This is a genomic window from Hydrogenophaga flava NBRC 102514, assembly GCF_001571145.1.
GTDB lineage: Bacteria > Pseudomonadota > Gammaproteobacteria > Burkholderiales > Burkholderiaceae_C > Hydrogenophaga > Hydrogenophaga flava.
This window is the reverse complement of sequence record NZ_BCTF01000021.1, coordinates 32,861-57,990: the sequence shown is the minus strand read 5'-3', so window position 1 is coordinate 57,990 and position 25,130 is coordinate 32,861. Positions and strand designations below refer to the sequence as shown.

The 25,130-nt window shown below is 68.7% G+C and carries 26 protein-coding genes; 7 read left to right on the top strand and 19 right to left on the bottom strand.

All coding sequences use genetic code 11. The features are described from left to right. Window positions 1–2 precede the first annotated feature (2 nt). The 15 genes from HFL01S_RS17815 to HFL01S_RS17745 form a co-directional block, all read right to left on the bottom strand. Window positions 3–1,274 carry a type II secretion system F family protein gene (locus tag HFL01S_RS17815; protein WP_066261034.1) on the bottom strand — a complete coding sequence of 424 codons (1,272 nt, stop codon included), beginning with the start codon at window positions 1,272–1,274 and terminating at the stop codon, window positions 3–5. A gap of 2 nt (window positions 1,275–1,276) precedes the next feature. After that, window positions 1,277–2,950, bottom strand: a complete 1,674-nt coding sequence (locus tag HFL01S_RS17810) for a GspE/PulE family protein (RefSeq protein WP_084383463.1) — start codon at window positions 2,948–2,950, stop codon at window positions 1,277–1,279. Next, complete coding sequence (locus tag HFL01S_RS17805; RefSeq protein WP_066261033.1) at window positions 2,934–4,457, bottom strand: ExeA family protein; 1,524 nt, start codon at window positions 4,455–4,457, stop codon at window positions 2,934–2,936. Before HFL01S_RS17805 ends, HFL01S_RS17810 begins: the two co-directional genes overlap by 17 nt. Further along, window positions 4,454–5,455, bottom strand: coding sequence for a tetratricopeptide repeat protein (locus HFL01S_RS17800; protein WP_066261031.1), 1,002 nt, complete (start codon window positions 5,453–5,455; stop codon window positions 4,454–4,456). The genes HFL01S_RS17805 and HFL01S_RS17800 overlap by 4 nt, the downstream gene beginning before the upstream one ends. Next, on the bottom strand, window positions 5,452–7,170 hold the full coding sequence (mshL, locus tag HFL01S_RS17795) for a pilus (MSHA type) biogenesis protein MshL (protein ID WP_084383469.1): 1,719 nt from the start codon (window positions 7,168–7,170) through the stop codon (window positions 5,452–5,454). The genes HFL01S_RS17800 and mshL overlap by 4 nt, the downstream gene beginning before the upstream one ends. 44 nt (window positions 7,171–7,214) lie before the next feature. Further along, the gene (locus HFL01S_RS17790; protein WP_066261030.1) at window positions 7,215–8,009 is read right to left on the bottom strand and encodes a prepilin-type N-terminal cleavage/methylation domain-containing protein; all 795 of its coding nucleotides are present in this window, start codon (window positions 8,007–8,009) and stop codon (window positions 7,215–7,217) included. After that, the gene (locus tag HFL01S_RS17785; protein WP_066261029.1) at window positions 8,006–8,698 is read right to left on the bottom strand and encodes a hypothetical protein; all 693 of its coding nucleotides are present in this window, start codon (window positions 8,696–8,698) and stop codon (window positions 8,006–8,008) included. The genes HFL01S_RS17790 and HFL01S_RS17785 overlap by 4 nt, the downstream gene beginning before the upstream one ends. Then, window positions 8,698–9,288, bottom strand: a complete 591-nt coding sequence (locus HFL01S_RS17780) for a hypothetical protein (RefSeq protein ID WP_066261025.1) — start codon at window positions 9,286–9,288, stop codon at window positions 8,698–8,700. Before HFL01S_RS17780 ends, HFL01S_RS17785 begins: the two co-directional genes overlap by 1 nt. A 19-nt stretch (window positions 9,289–9,307) precedes the next feature. Further along, the gene (locus HFL01S_RS17775; protein WP_066261024.1) at window positions 9,308–10,597 is read right to left on the bottom strand and encodes a hypothetical protein; all 1,290 of its coding nucleotides are present in this window, start codon (window positions 10,595–10,597) and stop codon (window positions 9,308–9,310) included. Continuing rightward, window positions 10,594–11,073 (bottom strand): hypothetical protein, encoded by a 480-nt coding sequence (locus HFL01S_RS17770; protein WP_157538938.1) that lies wholly within the window; start codon window positions 11,071–11,073, stop codon window positions 10,594–10,596. The genes HFL01S_RS17775 and HFL01S_RS17770 overlap by 4 nt, the downstream gene beginning before the upstream one ends. Next, the gene (locus HFL01S_RS17765) at window positions 11,073–11,969 is read right to left on the bottom strand and encodes a type II secretion system protein (RefSeq protein ID WP_066261022.1); all 897 of its coding nucleotides are present in this window, start codon (window positions 11,967–11,969) and stop codon (window positions 11,073–11,075) included. The genes HFL01S_RS17770 and HFL01S_RS17765 overlap by 1 nt, the downstream gene beginning before the upstream one ends. Window positions 11,970–12,000: 31 nt before the next feature. Next, entirely contained in the window at window positions 12,001–12,819 is an 819-nt protein-coding gene (locus tag HFL01S_RS17760) for a type II secretion system protein (protein WP_066261020.1), read from the bottom strand. 150 nt (window positions 12,820–12,969) lie between these two features. Beyond that, the gene (locus tag HFL01S_RS17755) at window positions 12,970–13,686 is read right to left on the bottom strand and encodes a response regulator transcription factor (RefSeq protein ID WP_066261018.1); all 717 of its coding nucleotides are present in this window, start codon (window positions 13,684–13,686) and stop codon (window positions 12,970–12,972) included. After that, entirely contained in the window at window positions 13,683–15,725 is a 2,043-nt protein-coding gene (locus HFL01S_RS17750; protein WP_066261017.1) for a sensor histidine kinase, read from the bottom strand. The genes HFL01S_RS17755 and HFL01S_RS17750 overlap by 4 nt, the downstream gene beginning before the upstream one ends. Before the next feature lie 81 nt (window positions 15,726–15,806). After that, on the bottom strand, window positions 15,807–16,460 hold the full coding sequence (locus HFL01S_RS17745) for a DsbA family oxidoreductase (RefSeq protein WP_066261012.1): 654 nt from the start codon (window positions 16,458–16,460) through the stop codon (window positions 15,807–15,809). 77 nt (window positions 16,461–16,537) lie between these two features. On the opposite strand from HFL01S_RS17745, the gene aroE reads away from it, so the two are divergent. Both aroE and HFL01S_RS17735 read left to right on the top strand, forming a co-directional pair. Next, on the top strand, window positions 16,538–17,359 hold the full coding sequence (gene aroE, locus HFL01S_RS17740; protein WP_066261010.1) for a shikimate dehydrogenase: 822 nt from the start codon (window positions 16,538–16,540) through the stop codon (window positions 17,357–17,359). Window positions 17,360–17,366: 7 nt separating this feature from the next. Beyond that, window positions 17,367–18,254 carry an EamA family transporter gene (locus tag HFL01S_RS17735; RefSeq protein ID WP_066261008.1) on the top strand — a complete coding sequence of 296 codons (888 nt, stop codon included), beginning with the start codon at window positions 17,367–17,369 and terminating at the stop codon, window positions 18,252–18,254. Window positions 18,255–18,279: 25 nt separating this feature from the next. Here HFL01S_RS17735 and HFL01S_RS17730 read toward each other — a convergent pair whose 3' ends face one another. From HFL01S_RS17730 to HFL01S_RS17720, 3 genes are all read right to left on the bottom strand, one after another. Continuing rightward, entirely contained in the window at window positions 18,280–18,714 is a 435-nt protein-coding gene (locus tag HFL01S_RS17730) for a GNAT family N-acetyltransferase (protein ID WP_066261006.1), read from the bottom strand. Window positions 18,715–18,789: 75 nt separating this feature from the next. Further along, entirely contained in the window at window positions 18,790–19,167 is a 378-nt protein-coding gene (locus HFL01S_RS17725) for a bleomycin resistance protein (protein WP_066261005.1), read from the bottom strand. A gap of 314 nt (window positions 19,168–19,481) precedes the next feature. Next, the gene (locus tag HFL01S_RS17720; RefSeq protein ID WP_245644849.1) at window positions 19,482–20,477 is read right to left on the bottom strand and encodes a CrpP-related protein; all 996 of its coding nucleotides are present in this window, start codon (window positions 20,475–20,477) and stop codon (window positions 19,482–19,484) included. 312 nt (window positions 20,478–20,789) lie between these two features. Here HFL01S_RS17720 and HFL01S_RS17715 point away from each other — a divergent pair, with 312 nt between their 5' ends. The 4 genes from HFL01S_RS17715 to HFL01S_RS17700 all read left to right on the top strand — a co-directional run bounded on the left by HFL01S_RS17715 (window position 20,790) and on the right by HFL01S_RS17700 (window position 23,029). Beyond that, window positions 20,790–21,539 (top strand): SDR family oxidoreductase, encoded by a 750-nt coding sequence (locus tag HFL01S_RS17715; RefSeq protein ID WP_066261004.1) that lies wholly within the window; start codon window positions 20,790–20,792, stop codon window positions 21,537–21,539. Window positions 21,540–21,570: 31 nt separating this feature from the next. Continuing rightward, on the top strand, window positions 21,571–22,155 hold the full coding sequence (locus HFL01S_RS17710; protein WP_066261001.1) for a BON domain-containing protein: 585 nt from the start codon (window positions 21,571–21,573) through the stop codon (window positions 22,153–22,155). Between the two features lie 5 nt (window positions 22,156–22,160). Beyond that, entirely contained in the window at window positions 22,161–22,709 is a 549-nt protein-coding gene (locus HFL01S_RS17705; protein ID WP_066261113.1) for a ferritin-like domain-containing protein, read from the top strand. A gap of 104 nt (window positions 22,710–22,813) precedes the next feature. Then, complete coding sequence (locus HFL01S_RS17700; RefSeq protein ID WP_066261000.1) at window positions 22,814–23,029, top strand: CsbD family protein; 216 nt, start codon at window positions 22,814–22,816, stop codon at window positions 23,027–23,029. A gap of 21 nt (window positions 23,030–23,050) precedes the next feature. Here HFL01S_RS17700 and HFL01S_RS17695 read toward each other — a convergent pair whose 3' ends face one another. Beyond that, a complete protein-coding gene (locus HFL01S_RS17695; protein ID WP_066260998.1) occupies window positions 23,051–23,755 on the bottom strand; it encodes a Crp/Fnr family transcriptional regulator in 705 nt (234 codons plus the stop codon). A gap of 185 nt (window positions 23,756–23,940) precedes the next feature. Between HFL01S_RS17695 and HFL01S_RS17690 the strand changes: the two genes are divergently transcribed. Then, on the top strand, window positions 23,941–25,092 hold the full coding sequence (locus tag HFL01S_RS17690) for an outer membrane beta-barrel protein (RefSeq protein ID WP_066260997.1): 1,152 nt from the start codon (window positions 23,941–23,943) through the stop codon (window positions 25,090–25,092). Window positions 25,093–25,130: the final 38 nt, after the last annotated feature.

Sequence of the window (25,130 nt, the reverse complement as noted above, 5' to 3'; positions counted from 1 at the left end):
CATCAGCCGCCCCCCATGGACTGGCTGACCGACTGGCGCACCAGGTCGTAGATGGGCAGCAGCAGCGCCACGATCAGGAAGATGAACAGGCCACCGGCCAGCAGGATCAGCGCCGGCTTGACGATCTCGCCCAGCGACTTGACCACCACGTCCAGGCGTTTGCGGTATTCGTCGGAGAGGCGGTCGAGCTGCTTTTCCAGCGAACCCGACTCTTCGCCCACCGAGATCATGCGCACCGCCATGGGCGGGAAGCCGCCGACGCGGCGCATCGAGGCACCGATGCCCTCGCCCCGCGCCACGCCGTCGCGCACCTTGATCAGGCGCGCCCGGTAGTACTCGTTGGAGGTGGCGCGCGAGAGCACGTCCAGGCTCATCATGAAGTCCAGACCCGCCCGCACCAGCAGCGAGAGGTGCTCGGTGATGAAGGCCATGCCCGACGAGGTCGAGAGCGTGCGCAGGATGGGCAGGCGGTGCATCAGCTCGTGGCAGCCCTGCTTGAACTTCGGCACCGAGCGGTAGAGCCAGACCAGGACCACCACCAGCAGCACCACGCCGATGGCCACCAGCAGCAGGTACTGCACCAGCACGTCGGACACGTTGATCAGCCACTGCGTAAGCGGCGGCAGCTTGGCGCGCAGCTGCTTGAACAGCTGGGCCAGGTTGGGCACCACGTAGTAGAGCCAGAAGAAGCCCACGGCCATGATGGACGCCAGCACCAGCGTCGGGTAGATCATGGCGGTGCGGATGTCGCGCTTGATGTCGATCAGCCGCTCCACGTGGGCCGCCGACTCCAGCAGCATCCTGGGCAGCGCGCCGGACTCGTCACCGATCTCGGCCAGGTTGCGCACCGTCTCGGGAAACACGTCGGGGTGGCGTGCGAAGGACTGCGTGATGCGCATGCCCGAGCCCATGTCGGTGTGCACGCGGCGCGCGATGTCGGCCACGCCGGGGTGGCCCGACTGGTCCTCGATCAGGGTGCGCAAGGCCTCCATCATCGGCACGCCGGCGTCGAGCATGATGCCCATGTCGCGCAGGAAGCCCGCCAGGTCCACCGGCCGCACGTGGCCGGCGAAGACCTTGCGGCGCAGGTCGTCGAGCATGGACAGCCACTGCGGCAGCCGCTTGAGCGTGAGCACGGTGCCTTCGGTCTGCTGCTCCAGTCGCAGGCGCGCCGAGTGGTCGCGCTCGACCAGCAGTCGGAGGAAGCCGGTCTGAACCTTGCCGTGCGGCAGCAGGACCCGGTAGAAGTAGGTGCGCAGACCTGCGGTGCTCATGGTCAATCCAGTCCGATGGCGCGACGGATCTCGTCCATCGTGGTTTCACCGGCCAGCACGCGCCGCCGTGCCAGGCCTTCCATGGGCTTGAGGCCACCGGCCTCGGCCAGCTCGCGCAGGCGCGCCCGCGGCGCCTCGGCCACGATGGCGTCGGCCAGTTCGCGGCGCACGGTGAGGATCTCGTACACCGGCACCCGGCCGCGGTAACCGCTGCCGCGGCAGTGGTTGCAGCCGGTGCCGTGAAACACCTCTTCGACCTCTTCGCCCAGCCAGCGGCGCTCTTCCTGCGTGGCCGCACGGCTGGTCTTGCAGTGAGGGCAGATGCAGCGCACCAGGCGCTGGTTGATCACCGCCACCAGGTTCTCGGCCACGGTCTCCGCGTCCACGCCCAGCAGGCGCAGACGGGGCACCACGCCGAAGATGCCGCCCACGTGCAGTGTCGACAGCACCAGGTGGCCGGTGGACGACGCGTCCAGCGCCGCGCGCGCGGTCTCGGCGTCGCGCACCTCGCCCACCAGGATGATGTCCGGATCGTGGCGCAGGAAGTGGCGCATGGCGCTGGCGAAGTCGTAGCCGGCGCGGCGGTTCACCTCGGTCTGGCAGGCCACCGGCACGCGGTACTCGACAGGGTCTTCCACCGTCAGCACGTTGCGTTCGACCAGCGGCTGCACCCGCAGCGCGGCGTGCAGCGTGGTGCTCTTGCCCGAGCCGGTCGGGCCGGTGATGAGGATCAGGCCATGCGGGCGCGAGAACGAGCGTTCCATCTCGGCCACGTCCTCGTCCAGGAAGCCCAGGTCCTGCAGGCGGTCGAGGTCGCTGCGCTCGGCCAGCAGGCGCAGGGCCATGCGCTCGCCGAACTCGGAAATCATGGTCGAGACGCGGATGGTGTAGGCCGCGTCCATCAGCTGGATGGTGAAGCTGCCGTCCTGCGGCAGGCGCTGCTCGCTGGCGTCCATGTCGGCCTTGAGCTTGATGAAGGCCACCAGGCGGTCCAGCGACGGCGGCATGGCGAACATCGGGCGCAGCACGCCGTCCACCCGCATCAGCACGGTGCGGCTGTTGGCGGTGGGGGCCAGGTGCACGTCGGTGGCGCGCTCGCGCACCGCCGTGTGCAGGATCAGCTCCATCAGCCGCTCGGGGCTGAAGGCGTGGTCGCGGTCGTCCGACAGCTTGCGGATCTCGGCCGCGATCAGCTTCTCGACCGGGTTTTCCTGGAAGTAGTAGTGCTGGTGGATGGCGTCCACCACGGCGAAGAAATCGCCCTGCCAGAACACCGCTTCCTGGCCGACGCGGCGCTGCACCAGGGCCGACACCAGCTCGGGCTCGGCGTCGCCCAGCAGGATGCGGATGCGCTCGCCCTCGCGCCCGATGGGCAGGAAGTTGTGCGTCAGGCACAGGCTGCGGTTGAAGGCCGCGGCCACACCATCGTCGATGGCGGGCGGCACGTCGCGGAACTCGATGCCGCGCTGCATGGCGAGATGACGCGCCAGGTCCTTGGCGCTGAGGAAGCCCAGCTCCACGAGCATGCGGCCCAGCTTCTGACCTTCGACCGCCTGCTTCTGGCAGGCGTAATCGATGTCGACCTGGGTGACCAGGCCGCTGGCCATCAGCAAGCTGCCCAGGTTGCGACGGTCCCCTCCCGGCGTCACGCCGGTACCGTCACTGCTCTTGTACATAAAACTTCTCCAAAATCAGTCCACTCAATGGGTCGACCTTGCCCGTGGGTTCCAGACCGATGCCGGACTGGAAGCGCTGCAGGGCGTTGCGGCTTTTCTCGCCCCAGACGCCGTCGACGTCGGCCGGCAATAGGCTGCCGTAGCGCGTCAGGGCGATCTGGAAGCGGGCCGCCGAGAGGCGGTCCTTGTCGTCGTAACCGGCGGCGGGCGCGGCCCAGGTGATCCATGGCTGGCCCTGGCGCGACTCCAGGCACACGTCGTCCAGCCGGGCCAGGCGGCTGCCGAGCAGGCGGTGCGCCAGCTCGGGCAGCGGCTGGGTGGTGAGCACCCGGTCCTGCGCCAGCGACGGGGGTGCGGCGCAGGCGCCGTTCTGCGCGGCGGCTGGTGCAGATGCAGATGCAGCGGCCTGAAGCGCCACAGCCGGTGCCGCTTCGGGTGCGGGTGCGGCGGCCTTTTCCGGTTCCGGGGCTTTGGCGGCGGCCGCTGCGGGTGCAGCCGCTGGTGCCGCCACCGGCGACACCGCCCTGGCCTGCACGGGAAGCGCGCCCTGGTACCAGAGCACCGCCGCCACCGCCAGCACCGACAGAGCCGCCGCCAGAGGGGCCCAGCGCCGCACCGGGGTGGCCGCAGCGGCCACGGCCGGCAGCACCGGTGCCGATGGCGCGGGCTCGGCGGCGCCCGCATCGAGCTGGATGCGGCAGTCCTGGATGGCCTGCTTCATCAGCGCGGCGTCGATGACCTTGCCGTTGCGCGCCGCCAGGCCGTAGAGGCAGCGGTCCATGACCAGATGGACCTGGCGCGGCACGCCGGCGGTTTCCTGCAGCAGCAGCTGGCAGGCGTCGGCCTGCAGCAGCAGGCTGCCGTCGCTGCCCGAGGACTCGAAGCGGAAGCGGATGTAGTCCGCGATCTCCATGCTGTTCAGTCCGTACAACCGGGCGTGCTTGACCACCCGGCTGCGCAGCTGGCGCAGGCTGTGCTGCGCCAGGGTGGCCTCCAGCTCGGGCTGGCCGGCCAGCAGGATCTGCAGCAACTTCTCCTGGTCGGTTTCGAGGTTGCACAGCAGGCGGATCAGCTCCAGCGAGCTTTCCGTGAGGTTCTGTGCGTCGTCGATGATCAGCAGGCAGGTCCGGCCCTCGCGGTGGTTGTCGAGCAGGAAGTTGTTCAGGACATTGATGTCCGTCGCCATCGAGCCGGTGCCCTGCAGACCGAAGTCCTGCAGCACGGCGGACAGCAGTTCCGGGCCCTGCAGGAAGGTGTTGAACACCAGGGCCGAGACCACCTGGCGTGGCGCCAGGTCGGCCATGAGGCGGCGCACCAGCGTGCTCTTGCCCATGCCGACCTCGGCCGTGAGCAGGCAGAAGCCCTTGCGCGAGAGGATGCAGTGCTCCAGCTCGACGCGCTGCTCTTCCAGGTGCGGGGTGGTGAAGTAGCAGCCCGCGTCCGGCGTGTAGGGGAACGGGTTGCGGACCAGGCCCAGGGTGGCGAGGTGGCTGTTGCGCGCGTTCATCGGGTGGCCTCGGTCTGGCTGGCCTGGTCCAGCGCCGCGCGCAGCACGGCGGAATTGGGGTTGTGCCGCAGCGAACGCGCCAGCACCTCGCGCGCCTGGTCGGGCCGCTGGCCCTGGCGCTCGATCGAGGCCAGCGTCAGGCTGGCGTTTTCGTCGCCGGGCAGCTTCTCCAGCAGCCGGCGGTAGACGCGCTGGGCCCGCTCGGCGTCGCCGGTGCGGTAGGCGTGCCAGCCTTCGGCGCGCAGGCGCGCCAGCGAGCCTTCGGGCAGGCGGTTGCGGATGCCCTGCAGGTGTCGCTGCGCCTGGGCCTCGTCGCGGGCTTCCAGTGCCCGGTTGAGGCCGTCGAACAGTTCGCTGATGTCTTCGTTGGACGCACCCTCGGTGGCCCCGCTGGTGGCACGCACCGTCACCTCGACCGGCGACGGGCGCGCCTGCGACACCGGCTGGGCGGCGGCCGGCACAGCAGCGGGCGCGGACGTGGGTGCAGGAGCGGCGGCGGGTGGCGTGGTGACCGCGGGGGCGGGCTCGGTCGCGGCAGCGGCCGGGCGCACGGACAGCGAGGTGGAGAGCATCAGCCGCGGCGGCACCGTCGGCAGGGGCGGCTCGACCACGGGCAGGGCCGCCACGGCGCCGGGCGCAGACGCCAGCAACGCGGCGGGGGCGGCAGGGGCAGCGACCGGCAATGGCGCCACCGAAGCAGCGGGCAGGGGCGGCACGTCGGCCGGTGCCGGTGCCGGTGCCGCTGCAGATGCCGGAGCCATGGCCGCAGGCGCAGCGGTGGCCATCCCGGCCGCCGGTTCGCGCTGCGACAGCAGCAACCCCGCCACGATGCCCGCGCCGGCCACCACGGCACCCAGCAGCAGGGAGCCGCGCAGACCGCGTGGTGCCGCCATTGGCGCCGCCGGCACCGCGCGCGGCGCTGCGGCAGCGGCGCTGGCCACCACGGGGGCCGGGGCCTCCTGTTCGGTCTGCTTCAGTGCCTGGTAGATCAGACTCATAGCAGGCGCACGCGCAGCACGACGATCAGTTCGCGGGACGAGCGCGCATCCCCTTCCTGCGACACCAGCTTGCCCAGCACCGGCACGTCGGCCAGGAAGGGCACACCGCTGTTGGCGCTGGAGGATTTCTGGTCGATCAGGCCGCCGACCACCACCACGTCGCCGTCGTTCACGTTCAGCGTGGTGGTCAGACCCTTGTAGGCGACCTGCGGCAGGCTGACCGAGTTGAACTGGTTGACCTGCACCAGCTCCAGCGTCTTGGGGTCCACATCGCTCTGCACCGGGTTGATCAGCAGCTCGATCTTGCCGTCGTCGCGCATCATGGGCAGCACGCCGACCATCACACCGGAGAACACCGAATCGGTCTGCACTTCGGACGAGGTGGTGGTGGCGCCACCACCGATGTTGTTCTGCGCCGCGCTGGAGCGCGAGACGTACTTCAGGCTGGTGCCCACCGAGAGCATCGCGGGCGTGCCGTTGCGCACCTGGATGTTGGGGTTGGAGAGGATGCGCAGGGTGCCGAAGTTGCGCAGCGCATTGATCACCGCCGAGCCGTTGGTGTCGGCGTAGCCGATGCCGCCGGTGGCCAGGCCGGTGGACGAACCGATGGCCCGCGCCGGAATGGTCAGGCTGCTGCCGGGGTAGCTGCCGCGCGAACCGGGCAGGCTGCCGTTGCCGGTGGGTGAGAGGTTGAGCGCGTCGACGCCGAAGTTCAGCGCCAGGCGGCTGCGCAGCTGGGTCCAGTCCACACCCAGCTGGTAGCCGTCGCCCAGCTGCACGTCGATCAGCTGCGCCTCGATGTAGACCTGCTTGGTCAGCATGTCCTGGGTCTGCTTGATCAGCTTCTCCACCGCACGCATCTGCGACGGGCGGGCCTTGACGAACAGCGTACCGGAGGTGCGGTTGAGCGTGAAGGCCTGGTTCTGGTTGGGCTGCTGCACCTGGGTAGGTTCCTGCGGGGTGCGCGCGTTGGTGGCCGCCGTCTGCGACGACTCGTTCGCAGGGCGGTTCTCGCCCAGGATGGCCCGCAGGTTGTTCTCGATCTCGGTGTACGGGTCGGCCCGCTGGGTCGACGAGGCCGTCATCGACAGGGCGCCGGAGATGGCCGAGTTGGCATTGCTGGAGTTGGAGCCGAACACGTTGCCGCCGGAGTTCAGCGACATCTGCGAGTTCACGTTGAGGAAGTTCATCGCGAAGAACTTCTCCTCGTGCAGGCGGATGCGCATGGTCTGGTTGCGGATCTCGCCCGACACGTCGTAGCTGCGCAGCAGCTCGTTGAAGGCCTCGCGCAGGGACACGTCCTTGAGGAACATGTCGGTCAGCGCGCCCTGCTGCACCACCGCCGGCTCGACGATGAGGTTGACCTTGGCTGCATCGGCGAACGCGGTCAGGATCTGGCTGATGGTGCCGTTGGAGATCGACACGCTGATGGTGCGGCCCTCCAGCGGGTCGTACTGCGGTGCCGGCGGCTCCAGCGCCTTGGCCGCAGCCGTCTTGCGCAGCTCGGCCAGCAGGCGCTCCTGCTGTTCCAGCAGCTTGCGCGACTCGGCCTGCGCCACTTCCTGGATGCGTCGCACCGACTCGGTGTCCGGGTCGCTCAGGTTCTTCGCGCTCTGCGGCGGCGGAGCCACGCAAGCCGACAGCAGCACCACCGAAAGGGCGGCGGTGGCCTTGACCAGTGCGGTCGTCGGGAAGGGCAGTTGGGTCTTTTGCATGGCAGTGGTGTGTGCGAGGGACATCGGAAAACGGGCGGCTGTGCTCAGGGCATGCTTCTTCTCAGCCAACCAGCAAGCTGCGCGGGCGACTCGGCCAGCACCACGTCGTCGGACGTGGACCGGATCGGGGCGTTGGGACTGGCGGCGCAGAGGCCCGCCGCGGTGTGGGGGGGGTCCAGGCGCAGGCCGTCACCGCTGCGGTCGTGCAGCGGCAGCACCAGCCAGTAGGCGACCGGCATGACGGCGTTGGCCGCGCAGTCGATGGCACCGGCCGGACCGGCGTCGCCGGTGAGGTGGGCGCGCGAGGTCGACAGCGCCAGCGAGGCGGCGTTGCCCAGACCGACGATCAGGTCGGTGACATCCAGCTGGGTGGCATCGCCGGCGGCGTCGCCGGTGCGTTCCACTGCCACCGCGAGGTCGGCGTCCGAGGCCGGCGTGCCGCTGGCAGCGCGAAAGACCGCGTAGCGGGCGCGCAGCGATTCCTGGGGCACTTCCATGTCCACCGCGACGTAGGGAAACCAGCCCACCTGGTTGCCGGCGGTGCAGGTGCCACCGGTGAGTGATTCGTAGCCGGTCGCGGTGGCCCCGCTGTCCGGGCATGGCAGGCGGCCATGGCGCATGGCGAAGGCGCGCAGGCTGCCCTGCATCTGGCGCGCCAGGGACATCGCCCCTTCGCGCTCCTGCTGTTCGGACACCGTGTCGAAAGCGGTGAACGCGGCCCAGCTCACCAGCCCGGCGACCACCAGCACGATCGCCACCTCCACCAGCGAAAAGCCGCGCACGCGCCGCACACGGGCCGCGCGTGAAAGCGTGTGCCGGAGGTGCAGGGCCGTGCTCACTTCTGCGTTCCTGCCGGCGCCGACAGCGGGCGCGCGTACGACTGCACCTGCGCGGCGCTCTGGCTGATCTGATCGCTGAGGTCGCGCATCTCGGCCAGGATCGCCTGCCGGCGGGCGACGTCCTTGGCGTTCGAGCTGGACGCGATGGACTGCAGCTCCTTGCTCAGCGTCTGCACCCGGCCCGAGTAGCCGAGCATGTCGCGCACGGCCTTGAAATAGCGGGGATCGAACTCGCCGCGGCCCAGTTGCTCGACCTCGTCCATCACGGCCTGGGCCTCGGCGATCGAGACGTTCGGGCCCTTGGCCTGCAACGCGGCCAGCTTGGCGCGGATGCTGGCGCGCAGCTGGCGGCGCTCTTCGGGCGTGAGCCTGGAGCCGCCCGCCGCCGGTGCAGCGGCCGACGGGCCCGCAGCACCCGGCGCCGGGGCGCCCGCCACGGGCGAGGCCGGCTCAGCGGCGGAAGACTGGGCGGCCGCCGGCGCGGACGTCACCAGTGCACCTGTGGACGCTGCGCCGGAGGCCGAAGACGCAGCGTCACCGGCAGGCCCTGCCGCGGTCACTGGAGACGGTGCCGACAGGCTGCCTGTGGCGGGCGCGGGCGACGAACCGTTGTTCGCCACCCAGTACCCGCCCAGAAAGGCGAGCAGCACCAGGCCCAGTCCTGCTCCGGCAACGACCCCTTTGTTCATCAGTTGGCCTTTGCCTTCGCGGGGAACGCGCCGAGCACGCGCAGCCGCTCCAGGGGCACCGCCACCACCAGTTCTTCCTTGCCGTAGCCGAAGGTCACCGCACCGACCTGGATGGCACGCACCACCAGACCGTCGCCCACGGCGTCGCCCACCCGGACCAGGTGACCGTCCACCACGGCCTTGCGCTCGGCGCCTTCGACGACCACGCTCACCTTGGGCAGCGGCACCGACGACAGCGGCTGGCGCACCTGGCCGGCGCGCGGCTGCGGTGTCAGCGACGCAATCTGGGTCTGCGTCTGCGGCGGCAGCACGAACAGGCTGTCGTAGTTCTCCATCGGGCGGATGCCCGGCGCGGCGGAACCAGCCGCCACCAGGCCCATGGGCCGGCGGGCGGCCGCGTCCAGCAGGGCCTGCAGCGAGACCTTGAGCTCCGCCTGGTCGGCCACCACCTGGGGCGAGAGGGGCGGCAGCGACATCTGCACCGGCGCCAGCGTGTGGCGCTCGACGCCGATGCGATTGCCGATCATCGCCGCGGCCAGCAGAAGCAGCGCTGCGGCGATCAGGCTCAGTGTGAGGGCAACGTATTTCATCGGGAGTTCTGTTCGGACATCAGCTGTTGCCACCCGACGCCACCCGGCGCAGGTGGTAGGCGAAAGCGCCCACGGAGCCGTCGTTGGGCGTGGTCGATTCGGCCTCCCAGCCCTGGGCCCGCAAGGCACCCAGGAAGCGGCTGAGTTCGACGCTGGAGCCGTTGGCCACCACACCGTCGATGCGGAAGCGCGCCTTGGACACCTGGTCGGCCTTGGCCAGCTGGACGCGCTGGATGCGCACCCCGGTGCCGGCCGCCTGGCGCACCGTGGTGAGCATGCGCACCGGGTCGTGGGTGGCCGCAAAACCCAGCTGGCGGGCGAACGCCAGGTCCGCACTTTCCACGCCGGTGCCACCGGCGGCGGTGGCCGCGGCCAGGCGGGTGCGCAGCGGCTCCATCTCGTCGCGCAGCGCGCGCACCGACTGCTGTTCCTGGACCGCCGACTGCTCGGCGTAGACGGCAAAGGCGCCCAGGCCCAGCGCCACCACGGCCACCATGGCGGCCAGGGGCAACACATAGCCCTCGCTCAGCCAGGCCAGCCGCTGCAGACCGGAGGCGACGAAGCCGCGCACCGGCATGCCGGCCAGCAGACCCGGCAGCACCGAGGCCGCCTTGCCGCCTTCGGTGCGGAAGGATTCGTGCGGCATGAGGCGCGCTTCGAGGCCGCCCAGCTCGGCGAGCCTGGCCAGCAGCGTCTGCTCGGTGGCCGCGTCGTCGGTCTGCACGGCACCCCAGCGCACGCCCGCGGCGCTCTTCCAGCCGCTGGCGCGCAGCTGGGCCATTACGGTGCGCACCGGCGCCAGGTAGTCGGTCGCATCGGTGCCGATGGCCGCCGCCGTGGCGTAGTGCATCTTGTTGTCGGACTCGCCGTAGGCATGGATCTGCTGCCCCGTGCGCACCAGCCGCAGCGGCTCGTCCTTGCCGAGGCCGGTGGCCAGCGTCGCCACCAGCGGCACGACCATGCAGTGGTCGGGCTGGCGCTGCGCCCAGTCCTGGTGCCGCTGCCAGTCGTCCAGCGCGACCGCGGTGTAGAGCGTCTGGCAGCTGTCGGTGTGGCGCACCTGCTTGTGCACGAAGACGTGTATCGGGCCTTCGACCGCGCCTTCGGCGCGCACCAGTTTTTCGATCTGGGCGGCGGCGTATTCGGGCTTGCCCTTGGTCGACTGGATGCCGACCTGCGAATCCGCGAAGTCGATCACCACCACCGCGGCGCCGGTGAGCTCGGGCCAGGGCGCGATCTCGCGCATCTCGCCGGCGGCGAGACGGAACCAGCCCTGCTGGGAGACTAGGAGGATCTGCTCGGGCTTCATCGGCTCACCAGGGGGAAGTACACGACACCGGCCATCTCGACGTTGAAACCCCTGTCGTCCGGCAGCACCGGGGAGAACAGGCCGGCCCCGGGCGAGGCCACGGTCACGTCGAAGTAGTCGGCGGCAAACCATTGCGCGCCGCTGGCACCGATCTGCTGCACCAGCAGGATCTCGGCATCGCGGCGGCTGAGAAGGGCGGTGGTTCGCTGCAGCTTGCGGTTGGACCAGCGGGCGGGATCGAAACCCGCCTTGGCAACCATGGCCTTGATGTCTTCGGCGTCCCTGGCGTAGCGCTCGTGCTGTTCCAGCGCAGGCACCAGGCCGCGCAGCTGGCTCAGCTCGGCGCGCGCCGAAGCCGCTTCCGACCGGGCCTGCCCCAGCCGACCCACGGCCTGCCAGGCGAACCAGGCCGCCACCGCCAGCGCCAGGGTGGCGACGCCCAGCAGGACCAGGCGCAAACGTCGGGACGCATCCATCACTGGTCCATCACCCAGTGGGCGGTGAGCAGCGTGACGCGGTCTTCGTCGTACTGGCGGCCGGTGGCGGTGGCACCGCCGGGGTTGTCGGCGCCGATGGCGGTGCCGTCCTGGCCAGAATGTCCATCCCCGGCGATGTTGGCTGCGACTGTGTTGTTGGCCTCCCAGGCGGTGCCAGGGGCGTTGGCTTGTGTTGCCTGGGTGTGAGCCGCACGGCCCTGGATGCGGAAACGCCCTTCACGCGAGTCGGGTTTGCCGTCGATCACTTGGTCCAGATAACGCGCCAGGTCGGGCGTCAGGCCACGCACCACCATCACGTTGCCGGCACCACTGGTCGTGCCGGCGGGGTTCCACTGGAAACACACCTGCACCTCGCTGGCGTTGCCATTGGTGTCCTGGTAGACGTATCGGTCTTCATGCCCTTCGCCACGCCCTGGGGGCATGCGAACTCCGTGCTGAGTCATCAAGTTTCGAAGGTTCTGCGTGGCCAGATTCACATCACCGCCACCAGTCTGACCAGCCGCATACCCCTGTCCTGAGCAAACCTTCCGACCGGTGTTTGCAAAGCTCGGCGCAATGCCTGCCACACCCTGACCTCCGGGACGCACACACGCACCGGAACCGCCAATTGACGTCTCGGCGCCATTGACCATGTAGGTCGGCGCCTGCTGGCAGTCGCCGACCACCGTGCCCGTGCGCTGGTAGTACTGGTCGTAGGCCATCTTCCACTGCTCGAGGAACTTGTTCGAGATCTTGGTGTACTCGGCGTTGCGCTGCACGTCCTTGCCGATGGCGATGGCGCCGATGATCAGGCCGATCACCGCCAGCACCAGGGCCAACTCGATCAGGGTGAAACCGGCCTGGCGGGCGCGGCGGGGGGTCGAAAACTGTTTCATGGTTGTGCTTTCCGTTCCGCTGGGCGCTGGGTCACTGGTTCATCTTGTAGATGGCGACCACGGTAGCCACCTGGTTTTCGTCGAGGCGGGTGTCGTCGCCGGACCCGGCATCCACCGTCGAGGCAATCGAGTCGTCGTTGGTCCGGTTCCACTGCACACCCGGACCGTTGGCGACGCCGTTGGCAATGGCCTGCTTGCGGAAACGGCCTTCCTGGGCGTCGGGCTTGCCGTCGACCATCTGGTCGAGCATGCGGGCCAGGTCGGGGGTCAGGCCGGAAATGATCATCACGTTGCCCGAACCTTCGGCTGAGGTGGGGTTGTTCCACTGGAAGCAGACCTGCACCTCCTGCGGGTTGCCGTTGCTGTCCAGGTAGACATAACGGTCTTCGTAGCCTTCGGCGCGGCCCGGGGGCATGCGGATGCCGGACTGCGTCATCAGGGTGCGCAGGTTGGTGGCGGCCCCTGCAGCGCGCGCGGCCATATTGGGGCCGTTGGCCTTGTCGCAGGTGCGGGCCGGTGGGATCGCGCCAGTCATGTTGCCGCCCGACAGCGGTTGCCCGCCGGCAGCGGTGTAGGTGGCACCGTTGACCATCAGGCGCGGAGCGGTCTGGTCGTCACCCACCACCACGCCGGTGCGCTGGTAGTACTGGTTGTAGGCCTGCTCCCACTGATCAATGAACTTGTTCTTGATCTTGGTGTATTCGGCGTTGCGCTGGACATCCTTGCCGATGGCCATGGCGCCAATGATCAGACCGATCACCGCCAGCACGACGGCCAGCTCGACGAGGGTGAAACCCGATTGCCGCTGTCGCCCGGAAGGAACGTGGCCGCGACGGAATCCATATTTCATTAGCTTCTCCGTGACAAGGATGCGATGGATGAAGCTTAGGAACTACAGATCTACGCAATCTGTCACAAACTGTCACAAGCCCCAACTAGTAACAGCTTGTTAGAAAAAGCGTGACAAATTCGTCGGCGTGAGGCCACACCGCAGGGCGGCTCAGGAATCGATGGCCAGGGTCGCGCTGAACCGGTAGCCGCGCCCGCGCATCACCGATATGGCCGACTCGTCCAGGCCGCAGGTCTCCAGCTTACGGCGCAGGCGGCGCACCAGGGAAAACAGCGCGTTGTTGACGTCGGTTTCCGAGTCCTGCTCGGTCCAGAGCAGGCGCCGCAGGGTGTTCACCTCCACGATGGAACCCGGCGACTGCGCCAGCACCTGCAACAGCGCCGCCTCGCGGGGTGCCAGCCGGTGCTCCAGGCCGTCGAGACCGGTCAGGGTGCCCTGGCGGAGGTTGAACCGCACCAGGGGCGTTGCGGCGGGCGCCGCATCGGACGCGCGGCTGCCGCGCTGCACCACGGCCTTGAGCGCCAGCTCGACCTCCTCCATCTCGGCCGGCTTGAGCAGGTAGGCATCGGCGCCCGCCCGCCAGCCCGCCAGCCGGTCGGACGAGGAATAGCGACCCGACAGCATCACGATGCCCACATCGGGATAGGTCGACCGCATCCAGCGCGCGATGTCGATGCCCGACTCGTGCGGCAGGCCCACATCCAGCAGCAGCACCTGGGGCACCCGCTCCACCAGCAAGCGCCGCAGCACGGCGCCGTTGCCGGCCGACCGGACCCGCCACTGGCCGGTCTCTTCCAGGTAGTCGACCAGCGCCTCGCGCAGGTCGACAAAGTCCTCGCACACCAGCACATCCCAGATCCGGGTCATTCGTTGTCTCCGACAAAGGTCAGCACCAGACCGAAGCTCACGTCATCGTCCCGCTGCTCGAACTCGACATCGCCGCCACACAGGCGCGCCGTTCCCCGCACCCAGTACAGCCCCAGTCCGGAGCCGGAATGCTGGTGGGCCAGAGGGGCGCGGTAGTACTTGCCAAACAGCCGCGCCGGGTCGGGGGCCCCCACGGGCCCGATCCGGTTGCTCACCCGGATCGTCAGACCGATCACGTCGAACACTCCGGTGCGCAGCTCGCACGAGCAGCGCACGACGGACTCCGGCGGCGAGTACTTCAAGGCGTTGTCCAACAGGTTGCGGACCATCATCTCCACCAGCGGAGCGGAGCCGCGCACCAGCCGCCCGGGTGCCCGGGGCAGCAGCTCCGAGGCGTCCACCCGCGGCTCCTGCGCCAGCAGGTCCCGCAGCCGGCCCAACAGGGCGTCGGCTTCGCAGCGGTCCTGCACAAACCCGGGCTTCTGCACCGGGCCGTGACCGCCCATGAGGTGTTCCAGCTCGCTGACCGCCTGCACCTGCTGCAGCACGCTGCGCATCTGCCCGACGGAGGTGCCGATGCGCCGCAGGTCGCGCGCCACGGACTTGCTGGCGGGCAGTCCCGCCCCCTCGCCGCCCAGCTTGCGTTCCAGGGCGCTGGCGGCCACGGCCACCACCGACAGCGGCGAGCGCATTTCGTGCATGAGCATGCCCAGGAATCGCCCGTCCTCCAGCCGGCGGCGGCGTTCGAACTGCACCTGCTGGCGCACCAGCGCCAGGGTGCGCTGTGTGCTTTCCTGTTCCCGTCCCAGCAGCTCGCGGCGGCGCAGCAGGGTCAGGTGCAGCACCACCGCCGTCATGAGGCTGATGAACACACCCGGGTAGAGATGCAGGAACCGCGCCTCGATCAGGCCCCGGTGGGTGGCATAGGCCAGCAGGAAGAACATGGTGGTGCTGATGGTGTTGATGCGCAGCAGGTTCAGCAGCACCACGTCGTCGCTGCGCACGAAGACCACCGCAAGCCCCATGACCAGCACCGCCAGCGGCAGGATCAGGGTGCCGGCCTGCATCGCCAGATCGAACCGCCCGCCAATGGTCAGCATGACCTGCAGGGGCAGGAACAGCAGCAGCAGCGACTGCAGGTGCAGCAGCCACGCGGGCGCGCCGTATTCGCGGAACAGCAGCCGGTAGAACAGCGCACCGGTGAAGTACTGGGCAAAACCGAACCAGCTCGCCAGCTGGTCCGCCAGCAAGGGGTCGCCCGGCAGCAGGAAGCGCCCGCCCAGGCCGAAGAAGAACACCATCGCGCCCAGGGTGGCCAGCTGGAACCCGGCGTTGGCCGCCCAGTGGCGGTCGCGGTAGGCCAGTGCCGCGATGGCGGCGGCCGCAGCGAGCGCCAGCACGGCCCCGCAGTACACGCCAAAGCCCACCAGCAGAACGGCGTTTTCGCGGTCGGCCACGGCGGGCTGGAGCACGCGCACGCGGATGTTGTGGGCATTGAGCGTGCGCACCCGCACGAACACGGCCTGCCCCGCCACGGGTTTGAAGGCCACCGAGAACCCCAGGTCCATCCGAGAGCGCTCCGGCGCCGGGTGGCGGTCGCCCAGCTGGAACAGGCGCCAGCCGGTCACCAACCCGGGGTCGGGCGTGTACACCCGGACGTCGTCGAGGTAGCTGGGCTGCACCACCACCACCGCGTCGCCCGGCAGGCTGGAGGGCGTCTCCAGGCGGAACCACTGCGCGGCCCTGGTGAAGCCCCGGGACACCTGGTCCGGCACGGGATCAAACGCGCTGGCCGGCAGCGTGGCGACCTCGGTGATGTCGAGCTCGGCCCGCTGATCGGTGTGCAGGCTGTGCCGCGCCAGGCTGGGCGCCCCGTCAACCAGCGACGAGACCTGCACGTACAGCACCACCATGCACAGGATGACCAGCACGCCCAGCAGAAAGCTGCTGGTGCCGCTCCAGCCCAGCGGAGCTGGTTGGTGCGGGGGCGCCTCGTCGGGTGGCTCGGTCAGGAGGAAGGCAGGACTTTCGGCGGGCATGGTGCGGTGTTTGTTGCAAATTAGACAACGAATCACCGCCGCGCCGTGCCACAGGTCACGGCTGCGGCCCGCACCAGGGCATCAACCGGCGGCGATCTGCCGCAGTGCCTGCTCGTAGGCCTCGGCCGGCTGCCCACCCGAAATCAGGTGCCGGTCGTTGACGATCACCGCCGGCACCGAGTGGATGCCGTGGCCGGTGTAGAACTGTTCGCGCTCGCGCACCTCGTCGCTGAACTCGTCGCTGGCCAGCACCCGCTGGGCACGGTCTTCGTCGAGGCCCGCCTGCTTCACCGCCGCCAGCAGCACCGCTGCGTCGGCCGGGCTTTCGGCGCGGCCGTGGTGCGCCTCCATCAGCGCGCGCTTGAGGGCCAACTGCTGGCCCGGGGCCCCTTCGGCCTCGGCCCAGGTCAGCAGGCGGTGCGCGTCGAAGGTGTTCCAGATGCGGCCGCGGCCGTCCTTGTTGAAGGCAAAGCCGGCCTCCGCGCCGCGCTGGCGGATGGTCTCGCGGATCTGCGCCTGCTGTTCCGGCGTGCTGCCGTACTTTTTCGTCAGGTGCTCGCCCACGTCCTCGCCCTCGGGGCCCATCTGCGGGTTCAGTTCGAAAGGCTGAAAGTGCAGCTCGGCCGCGATATCCGGCTGCACCCGTTCCAGCGCACGCTCCAGGCCGGCCAGGCCGATCGCGCACCAGGGGCAGGACACATCGGAGACGAAATCGATCTTGAGAGTCTTGGTCATCGCGGCATGGTAGCCCCCATGCGCGACAATCGCAGGCTGCCTTTCCAAAGCCCCTGCTTCCTTCCGCGCCCCGCACCATGACCGACCGCTATGCCGTCATCGGCAACCCCATTGGCCACAGCAAGTCCCCCCTGATCCACGGCGCCTTTGCGCAGGCCACCGGGCAGGACATCGAATACACCGCCATCGAAGGCCCGCTGGACGGCTTCCGCGCCACGGTCGAGGCCTTCATTGCCGCGGGCGGCCGGGGCATGAACGTCACCATCCCCTTCAAGCTGCAGGCCTTCGAGATCGCCACCGACCCGATGGAGTCCGCCCGGCTGGCCGGCGCGGTCAACGCGCTCAAGTTCGAGGGCGGCCGCATCTGGGCGCAGAACTTCGACGGCCTAGGCCTGGTGAACGACATTCAGCGCAACCTGGGCGTGTCGCTGGCGGGCCAGCGGGTGCTGATCTGCGGTGCGGGCGGCGCCACGCGCGGCGCCATCCTGCCCATTGCGGCGCAGAAGCCCGCCGTGATCGCGATTGCCAACCGCACCGCCGCCAAGGCCCACGGCCTCAAGGCCGACTTCGCGGCGCACGCCAGCCTGCAGACCGGCGGCTACGACGAACTCACTGGCGAGACCTTCGACGTGGTGCTCAACGCCACCTCCACCGGCCTCTCCAAGGACGAGCTGCCGCTGCCCGCGGGCGTGTTCGCGCCCGGCGCCCTCGCCTACGACCTGGTCTACGGCAAGGGCCTCACGCCCTTCCTGAAACAGGCGCTGGCCGCCGGCGTGACGCAGCTGGCCGACGGCGTGGGCATGCTGGTCGAACAGGCCGCCGAGGCCTTCGAATGGTGGCGCGGCGTGCGACCGGACACGAAGCCGGTGATTCAGCGCTTCACGATTCCCCTGGCCTGATCTCGACGTGAGTTCCAACCGCTGGGCACAGGCCGTGCCCCTGCTGGCCGTGCTCGGCTCGGTCGTCGCGCTGGGCATCGGCACCTCGTTTGGCAAACAGCTGTTCCCGCAGGTCGGTGCGCTGGGCACCACCGCGCTGCGCGTGGGCTTCTCGGCCCTGATCCTGCTGCTGATCTGGCGGCCCTGGCGCTGGACCACCACGCGCGCCGACGCGAAAAGCCTGGTGCGCTACGGCATGGCCCTGGGCTGCATGAACCTGATGTTCTACCAGTCGATCCAGACGATCCCGTTCGGCGTCGCGGTGGCCATCGAGTTCAGCGGGCCGCTGGCCGTGGCCTTCTTCACCTCGCGCCGCGCCATCGACTACCTCTGGATCGCCTTCGCCATCGCCGGGCTGGCCCTGCTGCTGCCGCTGGGCCACGACGTGACCAGCCTGGACCCGGTGGGTGTGATGTTCGGCCTGGGCGCGGCCGTGTTCTGGGCCGCGTACATCCTGTTCGGCAAGAAAGTCGGCCACCTGCACGCGGGGCACTCGGTGGCGCTGGGCCTGACCATGGCCGCGGTCACCGTGGTTCCTTTCGGCGTCTGGCACGCAGGCAGCGCATTGCTCGATCCCGGGATCCTGCTGTTCGGCCTGGGCGTTGCGGCCGTGTCCAGCGCGGTGCCGATCTCGCTGGAGATGGTGGCGCTCAAGCGCCTCACGCCCGCCGCCTTCGGCGTCATGGCCAGCATGGAGCCGGCCGTGGCCGCGCTTATGGGGGTGCTGGTGCTCGACGAACACCTCACCGGCCTGCAGTGGCTGGCCATTCTGCTGGTGATGGGTGCCGCTGCAGGCAGCGCCGCCACGGCCCAACCCGACACGCACCGCGGACCGGCCGACGAAATCGTGCAGTGAGGCCACCCCGCGCCGCCGGAGGGCTTCAGACCTCGCCCAGGTGGCCGCGCGCGATGGCCGCGGCCTGGTCCTCGAAGATGGCCATGCCGGTCAGCAGGCGCATGAAGCCAAGCCGGCGGTAGAAGTCTTCCTTGCCCGGCACCGCGTACAGGATGATCTTGCGGTGTCCCTTGCAGTGGTCGAGCAGCCGCTGCACCACCGCCCGCCCGAGCCCTGTGCCCTGGTGATCGGGCATCACCGCCACATCACACAGGTAGGCACAGTCCGCACCGTCCGACAGCACGCGCCCGGCTGCGACCAGCCGGCCCGCCTCGTCGCGCACGAAACACTTGAAACGGCTGTTCGTGAACACCGTCTGCAACAGCTCGACCGACTTGTCGCCCAACGGGGCCAGGCGGTAGAGGTTCTGCAACTCGTGCCAGTTGATCGTGTCCTGGCTGTCGCTCCATTCGAGGCTCATGGGGGGTGTCTGTCTCGGTGTGGGTCCGGCACCCACTGTAGCGCCCACGCGATCTGGCGGACGAGCGTCACTGGCTCAGTCGCTGAGCTCTTCACCAAAGCGGATGGCGTTGCCAAAAGGGTCGTCCACCTGCATTTCGTGCATGCCCCAGGGCTGGCGCGTCAGGCCATAGCGAAATGGCGCTTGCAGCTGCACCAGCTCCTGGTGCAACTGCTCGATGTGCTGAACCCGGATGTAGCAACTGCTGGCACTTCCATGGTGCCGCGCCTCGTCTTCCGACGCGGCCAACCAGAAGTGGATCTCTGCCGATCCACGCAGGACGATGAGGTGCCCGTGCTCGGGAAACAGCCTGAAGTCCGTGAAACCCAGCCGGTCACGGAAGAAGTCGGCCGTGCGCTGCAGGTCTCCGCTTGGCAGTTGCGGAATGGCGGGGTGCAGGAAGGGGGAGGTCATGGGTTGTGGGCGCGTTGAGGAATTGTTGGTTCGCCAGGGATGACAGGTCGAGGCTGACAACGGACGTCGGTCCATGTTCTTTGAACGACTACTAACCCACCGAAAGCGGCCAGGCCACTGCGATCAGAGGTCTGTCGTCGACTTTGAGCCCCTTGATGCCGCGAATCGTCTTCTGCCCATGGCTGTCAGACCTGCTCGCCACCTCAATCGACCCTGGATTCCAAGACTCCCGGGTCGATTCAGAAACAGCGCTGTCCTCGGCATGAACAACTTTCTGGACAGCAAGGCCATGTCGCTCCCTGAGCGCTGTTTCATCAAAGGTCACCGGTCGTCAAGGTCATCAGGACATCGGCATACCAGGCGCAGTTCAGCCCCAGTGATTCGTCCTGCACCAGGTCGCGGGTGGCCATGTCCATGCGGCTGGAGTGCACGCCCAGCAGACTCCACCGCGGGTGCCCTGCACCGTCGCCGTCCAGACGCGCCAGCACCGGCGAGCCACTGCTGCCACGGTGCATCCGGGCATCGGTAAGGAAGAGGCCCTGTCCCTGGAAGCGGATGCCGAAGAACGATGCGATGCTGGCTTGGCGCACCACCGGCAGGTGGTGCACGGTGTCGAAGAAGCCGAGGGGAAATCCCGGAATGGCCAGCCGGTCGCCCACATCGAATTGATCGAACCCCACCGCCAGGTGCTGCGGCCTGAATGGCTGCAGCACGCAGCCCGTTGGCATCGCATTCCGATCGATTTGGATGGTGGCCACATCGATCTCTCCGCCGCTGTCGCTGGCCTGGTGCCATGTGGCCACGCCATCGCGGTGAAGCAGGATCGACAAGCGGGCCATCTGTGTCAGATCGCGCTCATCGGTGTGCATCTCGATCTCGATGCGGTCGGGCGCGTGCCCGCTTTGGGCATCGAACAGCACATGCCGGCTGGTGACGAGGTACAGCCGGGCATCTCGCTCGAAAAAGAACCCGCTGGCTTCCGTCAGTCCGCTGGCACCCGCAAAGGTGAGCACGCGGGTGACGCCGAACAGGGCCTCATCCCGCGAGCCCAGGGAGGGTGCAGCGGTCTTCACACTGCTCAGCAGCTCGCCGGCCGGTGCGAGCTGCGTGGTGTGGCCTCGATCCCATGCGTCTCGGCGCCCCGTCCACACCGTGTTGCTCTCGCCAGTGGCATCGGGCTGGTTGACCACGTCGAGCATCGGGTTCGTCGCACGTGCATCGCCGCGAGCGGCGGCCTTGGCCCCCTGCCGGTGCAGCTCGGCGTGTTCACCTGTGTCGGCGACCGGCGGTTTGGTTCGTCTGGTTGACAAGGGACAGCTCCTGAAAAGGACTTGTCCCACCAGGGGCGGCGCTGCCACCACTGGCGATTCAAGCGAATCGGTGCGGGGCGGTGTCACGTCCAGCGCACCCCTGAGGCGGTCCATGGTACTCCTGCGAACACCGCAACGCTGGTGCGCGCGGGTTTCGGACCCCTCCTTGGCGCCATGCTCTGTCAGGTAGCGCACAGACCCCCTGCACACCACACCCTAAGGTCCAACCATCTCCCCGCCGGTGGCGTCCGCTATCGACAGGGCCTGCGTCCGTTGACGTTCACGGTCGCCATCCTGGATTGGGGTCACTCCATGCTGACAGACAAAGTGGTGCTCGTCACCGGGGCCGCATCGGGCATTGGCCGAGCCATCGCGCTGGTCGCCGCCCGCGAGGGCGCGCTCCTGGTACTGGCCGACCTGGACCCACACGCGGGCAACGAGACCCTGCGGCAGGTGCGCGACCTGGGCACCGAGGCGCTGTTCGCCACGTCGGACGTGGGACAGCCCGACGACGCCCAGGCCCTGGTGGACCAGACCATGGCGCATTTCGGCCGGCTGGATGTGGCCTGCAACAACGCCGGCATCGGCGGCCCGTCGGCGCTGCTGGCCGACTACCCGCTGGACGGCTGGGCACAGGTCATCAACGTCAACCTCTCCGGTGTCTTCTATGGCATGCGCTGTCAGATCCCGGCCCTGCTGCGCAGCGGCGGCGGCGCGATCGTCAACGTCGCCTCCATCCTGGGCACGGTCGGCTTTGCCACGGCCGCCGCCTACACCGCCGCCAAACACGGTGTGCTGGGTCTCACACAGGCGGCCGCGCTCGAATACAGCGCACAGGGCGTGCGCATCAATGCGGTCGGTCCCGGCTTCATCCAGACGCCCATGATCAGCGCGCTGGACGCGGACCCCGCCGTGCACGCCGCGCTGGTGGCGGCACATCCCATCGGTCGCCTGGGCCTGCCCGAAGAGGTGGCCGAGCTCGTGGTCTGGCTGGCCTCCACCCGAGCATCTTTCGTCACCGGCTCGTACCACCCCGTCGACGGCGGCTATCTCGCCCGCTGAGCGTTCTTTTTTTCAACCCAAGGAGCCCCTCATGACCCATCAATACCGCATCCGGACCACTGTCCTGGCCACCGGCCTCCTGGCCCTGACCGCACTCGGGGCTTGCAACAAGCCTGCCGAACCGGAGCTCGTCGTGCCGCCATCACCGCCCATGACCCTGGGAACCCAGGTGGACGACACCGTGATCACTTCAGGCGTCAAGTCCGCGCTGATCGCCGACGACCTGGTCAAGAGCCTCGACCTGCAGGTCGAAACCCGCAAGGGCGTGGTGCAACTCAGCGGGTTTGTCGACAGCCAGGCTCAGATTGAACAGGCCCTGGCGCTGACCCGGGCTGTGGCCGGTGTGACCGATGTGGAGAACGGCATTTCCCTCAAAGGCGCTCCCGGCACCGTGGGTTCCGCGATCGACGACACCGCGGTCACGGGACGGGTCAAGTCCGCGCTGCTGGCCGACCCAGGCATCAAGAGCCTCGACATCAGCGTGCTGACCTTCAAGGGTGAAGTGCAGCTGACCGGCTTTGTGAACAGCCCGGACCAGATCGAGCAGGCGGGCAAGCTGGCCGCCGCTGCCGAAGGGGTGAGCGGCGTGAAGAACGAACTCATGATCAAGAAGTGAGCGCCATGAACTCCCATCACAAACTCACGAGCGTCAAGGTGCTGCGCCAGCAGGCGCGCCAGCACATCGAACGCGGCGCCGTCACCGAGGGCTACAGCGCCGACCGGTCCCGGGTGCTGAAGATGCTCAACGAGGCCCTGGCGACCGAGATCGTCTGCGTGCTGCGCTACCGCCGCCATCACTTCATGGCGCGCGGCATTCATGGACAGACCGTGGGTGCCGAATTCCTGGTGCATTCCAACGAAGAGCAGGGCCACGCCGACCAGCTGGCCGCGCGCATCGTGCAGCTGGGCGGTGAACCCGACTTTTCACCCGACAGCCTGAGCGAGCGCAGCCACGCCGAATACGTGCCCGCCAAGACCCTGCCCGAGATGATCCGCGAGAACCTGGTGGCCGAACGCATTGCCATCGACAGCTACCGCGACATGATCCGTGTTCTCGAAGACCTGGACCCGACCACGAGCGACCTGCTGCGGCAGATTCTGGCGGTGGAAGAGGAGCACGCAGACGAACTGGCCGATTTGCTCGAAGGCATGCCCGCCGACAAGGATTGAGCCCAACGCGCATCCGGGTTCGATGGCGCACAGACGCCGGAACCCGGCCCTGCGACAAACAGGAACGGTGAACGCGGTGTTCACCGCCACCACAAAGGACTTGTATGAACTGGGACACCATCGAAGGCAACTGGAAGCAACTGGCCGGACAGACCAAGGCCCAGTGGGGAAAACTGACCGGAGACGACCTGCGCGAGATCGCGGGTCGCCGCGACCAGCTCGCCGGCAAGATCCAGGAGCGCTACGGCATTGCCAAGGACGAAGCCGAGCGGCAGCTGGAAGAGTGGGCCGCCAAGGCGGACGACAGCTGGCTCGGTTGAACGGGTCGCTGCCGTCTTCCTTCACGCGGGCTGGGCAGGAAACAGCGTCTGGTGCAGTGCCCGGTCGGTCGCGTAGCAACTGCAGGACCGGCCTTCCAGGGCGGTCCGGTCCAGCACGGTGAGCTCGCCCCGGTGGTAGCGGATCAGGCCGCAGTCCTGCAGTTCGCTGGCCGCCAGCGTCACGCCCACGCGGCGCACGCCCAGCATCGTGGCCATGCCCTCATGCGTCACGTGGAAGCGGTCGCTCCGGGCCCGGTCGTGGCTCATCAGCAGCCAGCGCGCCAGGCGCTGGCCGATCATGTGAAAGCGCTCGCAGGCCGAGGCCAGTGCCTGCTGGTGCAGGCGCACCAGCAGGCTGGTCTGCACCACCTGAAGCAGCGCCGGGCTGGTGGCGCATTCGCGGCGCAGGGCCTTGGCGCCAATGCGCCAGCTGTGGCCCGGGCCTTGCACCAGCGCCCGCCAGGGGGCCGGGGTCGCGCCCAGCAGCAGTTCGGCGCCCAGCATGGCTTCGCACCCCACCATGCCCACCTCCAGTTCCGGATAGCCGTCCATGTCGATCACCATGGAGATGAACCCATCGATGGGAAAGTGCGCATGGTCCAGCGGCTGACCGCGCACGCTCAGCTCGTCGGACAGCACAAGGTCAAACAGCGCGCACTGGTCCAGCAGGTGTTTGCGTGCCGTCCGGGGCAATCGGCGGATCAGGAAATTTTCGGATGTGGGCATGGTGCAGGCGCCTCGGTGTGACCGGTGGGTGCCCAGTGTGCGGGGTCGTTCCGGTGCCGACTGTTCGACAGCGCACGCTCACCGGTCGAGGGCCATGTTGGACAGCGCACCGACGGACGTCATCAGGGCTTCTACAAACGGACCACGCAATCCGCGCAACGCATCCACAACGCAAGAAGGACCCCATGAACCGCACCTCCTCTATCCGCCTCATCGGGCTTGCCGGCCTCGGCGCCCTGCTCGCAGTGCCTGCACTGGGCCAAAGCAGCAGCCACTTCTATGGTGGCGTCGGTGCCGGCATCGCCCGTTCGGCCAATGAGACCGCCCGCACCACCGGCGTGCTGTTGCCCGGTGTCGACACGCTCTCCAGCTCCAGTGACCGCAACGACAACGCCTTCAAGGTGTTTGGCGGCTACCAGATCAACCCCAACCTCTCGCTGGAAACCGGCTACTACAGCCTGGGCAAGAGCCGGTTCACGACGCAGACCTCTCCGGCCGGCTCGCTGTCCGGGGCCACCAAGGTGCGCGGGCTGAACTTCGATGTGGTGGGCACGCTGCCACTGACCGAGCGCTTCGCCGGCCTGGCCAGGGTGGGCGTGCACCACGCCTGGTCCGAAGAGCGCTACAGCGGCACCGGCGCGGGCGCGGGCGTCGCGTTCAGCAGCAAACACAACAACACCAACTACAAGGTCGGGCTGGGTGCGCAGTACCAGCTGACCCCCGCCATGTGGGTGCGCGGCGAGATGGAGCGCTACCGCGTGAAGGACATCACCGGCCGCCGCAACAACATCGACGTCGCCTCGGTGAGCCTGGTGTTCCCGTTCGGTCGCACGGCGGCGCCGCGCATGGCCGCCGCCCCCGTCTATGTGGCACCGGCGCCGGTGCCAGTGGCTGCGGCACCCGCGCCTGAGCCTGTGCCGGTGCCGGCGCCCCCCGCAGTGGCGCCGCGCGTGCCAGAGCGCCTGAGCCTGTCGGCCGATGCCCTGTTCGGCTCCAACCAGTCGGTGGTGCAGCAGCAGGGCCAGAACGACCTGGACCGTTTCAGCCAGCAGCTCGGCGGGGCCACCTACGAATCGATCAGTGTGGAGGGCCACACCGACCGCATGGGGTCCAACGCCTTCAACCAGAGGCTCTCGGATGCACGGGCCGCATCGGTCAAGGACTACCTGGTGATCCACGGCCGCATCGACCCGGCCCGCATCAGCGCCACCGGCCTGAGCGAGGGCCAACCGGTGACCGCTGCGGCCGACTGCCCCGACAGCCTGTCGCGCGCCCGGCTCATCGAATGCCTGCAACCGGATCGCCGGGTGGAGATCGAGGTCACAGGCACCCGCTGACCGACCATGAAACCCCGGGGCCCGTCGCCACGGCAGGC

Bases quoted from the DNA above. Each gene is read 5' to 3' on its own strand.
- HFL01S_RS17815 (WP_066261034.1), bottom strand. From the start codon at position 1,274: ATGAGCACCGCAGGTCTGCGCACCTACTTCTACCGGGTCCTGCTGCCG.
- HFL01S_RS17810 (WP_084383463.1), bottom strand. From the start codon at position 2,950: ATGTACAAGAGCAGTGACGGTACCGGCGTGACGCCGGGAGGGGACCGT.
- HFL01S_RS17805 (WP_066261033.1), bottom strand. From the start codon at position 4,457: ATGAACGCGCGCAACAGCCACCTCGCCACCCTGGGCCTGGTCCGCAAC.
- HFL01S_RS17800 (WP_066261031.1), bottom strand. From the start codon at position 5,455: ATGAGTCTGATCTACCAGGCACTGAAGCAGACCGAACAGGAGGCCCCG.
- mshL (WP_084383469.1), bottom strand. From the start codon at position 7,170: ATGCAAAAGACCCAACTGCCCTTCCCGACGACCGCACTGGTCAAGGCC.
- HFL01S_RS17785 (WP_066261029.1), bottom strand. From the start codon at position 8,698: ATGAACAAAGGGGTCGTTGCCGGAGCAGGACTGGGCCTGGTGCTGCTC.
- HFL01S_RS17780 (WP_066261025.1), bottom strand. From the start codon at position 9,288: ATGAAATACGTTGCCCTCACACTGAGCCTGATCGCCGCAGCGCTGCTT.
- HFL01S_RS17775 (WP_066261024.1), bottom strand. From the start codon at position 10,597: ATGAAGCCCGAGCAGATCCTCCTAGTCTCCCAGCAGGGCTGGTTCCGT.
- HFL01S_RS17770 (WP_157538938.1), bottom strand. From the start codon at position 11,073: ATGGATGCGTCCCGACGTTTGCGCCTGGTCCTGCTGGGCGTCGCCACC.
- HFL01S_RS17765 (WP_066261022.1), bottom strand. From the start codon at position 11,969: ATGAAACAGTTTTCGACCCCCCGCCGCGCCCGCCAGGCCGGTTTCACC.
- HFL01S_RS17760 (WP_066261020.1), bottom strand. From the start codon at position 12,819: ATGAAATATGGATTCCGTCGCGGCCACGTTCCTTCCGGGCGACAGCGG.
- HFL01S_RS17755 (WP_066261018.1), bottom strand. From the start codon at position 13,686: ATGACCCGGATCTGGGATGTGCTGGTGTGCGAGGACTTTGTCGACCTG.
- HFL01S_RS17750 (WP_066261017.1), bottom strand. From the start codon at position 15,725: ATGCCCGCCGAAAGTCCTGCCTTCCTCCTGACCGAGCCACCCGACGAG.
- HFL01S_RS17745 (WP_066261012.1), bottom strand. From the start codon at position 16,460: ATGACCAAGACTCTCAAGATCGATTTCGTCTCCGATGTGTCCTGCCCC.
- aroE (WP_066261010.1), top strand. From the start codon at position 16,538: ATGACCGACCGCTATGCCGTCATCGGCAACCCCATTGGCCACAGCAAG.
- HFL01S_RS17730 (WP_066261006.1), bottom strand. From the start codon at position 18,714: ATGAGCCTCGAATGGAGCGACAGCCAGGACACGATCAACTGGCACGAG.
- HFL01S_RS17725 (WP_066261005.1), bottom strand. From the start codon at position 19,167: ATGACCTCCCCCTTCCTGCACCCCGCCATTCCGCAACTGCCAAGCGGA.
- HFL01S_RS17715 (WP_066261004.1), top strand. From the start codon at position 20,790: ATGCTGACAGACAAAGTGGTGCTCGTCACCGGGGCCGCATCGGGCATT.
- HFL01S_RS17710 (WP_066261001.1), top strand. From the start codon at position 21,571: ATGACCCATCAATACCGCATCCGGACCACTGTCCTGGCCACCGGCCTC.
- HFL01S_RS17705 (WP_066261113.1), top strand. From the start codon at position 22,161: ATGAACTCCCATCACAAACTCACGAGCGTCAAGGTGCTGCGCCAGCAG.
- HFL01S_RS17700 (WP_066261000.1), top strand. From the start codon at position 22,814: ATGAACTGGGACACCATCGAAGGCAACTGGAAGCAACTGGCCGGACAG.
- HFL01S_RS17695 (WP_066260998.1), bottom strand. From the start codon at position 23,755: ATGCCCACATCCGAAAATTTCCTGATCCGCCGATTGCCCCGGACGGCA.
- HFL01S_RS17690 (WP_066260997.1), top strand. From the start codon at position 23,941: ATGAACCGCACCTCCTCTATCCGCCTCATCGGGCTTGCCGGCCTCGGC.